We start from the raw sequence: 2,164 nt of genomic DNA, 5'->3' as shown, positions 1-2,164 counted from the left end.
ATCAGAGACAGGGCCAGAACTGCACGCCGACCACCGCCGCGGCCAGCAGCACCGCCCGGTCCTTCGGGTCGAGCAGGTCGACCCGGTTGGCGATGACCGCGTGCACGCTCTCCGGCATCGGCAGGTCCAGGTGCTTCTCCAGCGACCAGCCGCGCCCCGACTGCCGCAACGCGCCCTGCTCGATCAGCATCCGGACGTACTCGTGCGCGTAGAGCGGGTTGCCGCCGGCCACCTCGATCAGCGGGGTCAACAGGTCGGCCGAGAAGGCGGCCTGGCCGAACATGTGCGCGTACAACGCGGCGATGCCGGTGTCCCGCAGCGGCGGCAGGGTGATGGTCACCGAGCCGGTGATCGTCCCCGCCCAGCTCGGATCGCGGTCGACCAGCTCGGGACGGGCGGTGCAGAGCAGCAGCAGCGGCACGTCCCGGGCGGCCGCGCCGAGCAGTTCCACGAAGCGCAGCATGGCGTCGTCGGCCCAGTGCAGGTCCTCGAAGACCAGCACGGTCGGTCGGCGGGCGGCCAGTGCCAGCAGGAAACGCCGCCAGGCCGACTCGGCCTCCTCGGCCGGCAGCGGCGTACCGGCCAGCCCGACCAGCGGACGCAGCGCGTCGGCGACCCGGTCGCGCTCGCCGGGACCGACCAGCTCGGCGACCGCCCCGGCGAGCCGCTGCGCGGCGCTGGTGGCCGGATCGGTGTCCAGGATGCCCGCCTCGGCCTTGACGACGTCGGCCAGCGCGGCGAACGTGACGTTCTCCCCGAACGGCGGGCAGCGGCCGATCCGCCAGGTCAGCGGCTCGTCCACCAGCCGGCCGGTGTGCCGGTGCAGCTCGCGTACCAGCCGGCTCTTGCCGATGCCGGCCCGGCCGAAGACGGTGACCACCTGCGGGCGGCGGTCGCGCAGGCTGCGGTGCAGCGCGTTGACGAGCATGCCCAGCTCGTGCTCGCGGTCGATCAGCGGCGTGGTGTCCGGCTCCCGGTCGGTGGCCTGCTGGCGTACCGCGGACAGGGCCAGCCACACCTCCGTCGGCGCGGACCGGCCGCGCAGCGTGACCGGGGGCTGCTCGTCGTAGCGGATGGTGTCCCGGGTGAGCGCGTGCGTGGTCCCGTCCACCAGCACCCCGCCGGGCGGGGCGACCGACTGCAGGCGGGAGGCGGTGTTCACCACGTCGCCGGCGACGATCGCCTGCCCGCCGTCGCGGGCCGCCGCCACGTCGACGAGCGCCTCACCGGTCGCCACCCCGACCCGGAAGCGCAGGCCGTCGGTGCCGGTGGGGGTGAACCGGGTCAGCACCCGTTGCAGCTCCAGACCGGCGCGGACGCAGCGCAACGCGTCGGTCTCGGTGGCCACCGGTGCGCCGAACAGGGCCATCACCGCGTCGCCGATGTACTTCTCCACCACCCCGCCGTACTGCCCGACCACCCGGCGGGCGGCGGAGAAGAACCCGGTCTGCATGCCCCGGACCAGCTCCGGGTCGGCCCGCTCGACGTACGGCGTGAAATCGATCAGGTCGACGAAGAGGACGCTGACCCGGCGGCGGTCCTCCTGGGGGAGCGGGGCGGGGCGGTCGCTGCCGGCCCGGGGCGTGCCGCAGGAGGTGCAGAAGGCCACGTCGGCGGCGAGTGGGTTCAGGCAGTGCGGGCAGACGGCGCCGAGCTCCGCACCGCAGCCACCGCAGAAGCGGTCGCCGTCGGCGGCGGTGCGTCCACAGCGATCACACTGTGCGGCGATGACACCCTCCACTGGCGAGCCCCCGACGCCCGGGGGCGCAGGTCCGAGTATCGCTGCCCGGTGGACTGTCGGGTACCGGGCTGTTGGCTTGTGGACACTCCTCCGGGCGGTCCGACGCGTACCGAACGGCTAGATTCAGGCAGCCGATCAAGTGGACACGCTGAGCAGGGGGACAGCCTCATGGTGTACGTCATGTTGAAGAGTGACTGGACCGACGGTAACGGAGTCACCCATCCGGCCGGTGACTCGGTGGACGTGGACGCCGCGACCCTCGCGCTCCTGCAGGCGCAGGGCATCGTCGGCGAGGTGCCGGGGTCGGGCAAGGACGGCACCGACTGGGCCGGTCCGGGCGGTACGGACTGGGCCGGTCCGGGCAGCACCAAGCCCTGACCTGGACGGGTGCAACGGGCGGGGCCGGGGACGATCGTCCCCGGC

Annotated in this window: 2 protein-coding genes; one reads left to right on the top strand and one right to left on the bottom strand. The window is 73.6% G+C overall.

Features of this window, described 5'->3' with window-relative positions; genetic code table 11:
- Position 1: 1 nt before the first annotated feature.
- A complete protein-coding gene (locus EYA84_RS30885; protein ID WP_236146063.1) occupies positions 2–1,741 on the bottom strand; it encodes an adenylate/guanylate cyclase domain-containing protein in 1,740 nt (579 codons plus the stop codon).
- 180 nt (positions 1,742–1,921) lie between these two features.
- Between EYA84_RS30885 and EYA84_RS30880 the strand changes: the two genes are divergently transcribed.
- Positions 1,922–2,119, top strand: coding sequence for a hypothetical protein (locus tag EYA84_RS30880; RefSeq protein WP_236146062.1), 198 nt, complete (start codon positions 1,922–1,924; stop codon positions 2,117–2,119).
- The last annotated feature ends 45 nt before the right edge of the window (positions 2,120–2,164 follow it).

It is taken from the genome of Verrucosispora sp. SN26_14.1 (assembly GCF_004307965.1).
GTDB lineage: Bacteria > Actinomycetota > Actinomycetes > Mycobacteriales > Micromonosporaceae > Micromonospora.
Note: the sequence above shows the minus strand (reverse complement) of the source record. Positions and strands in the feature narration are given on the sequence as shown.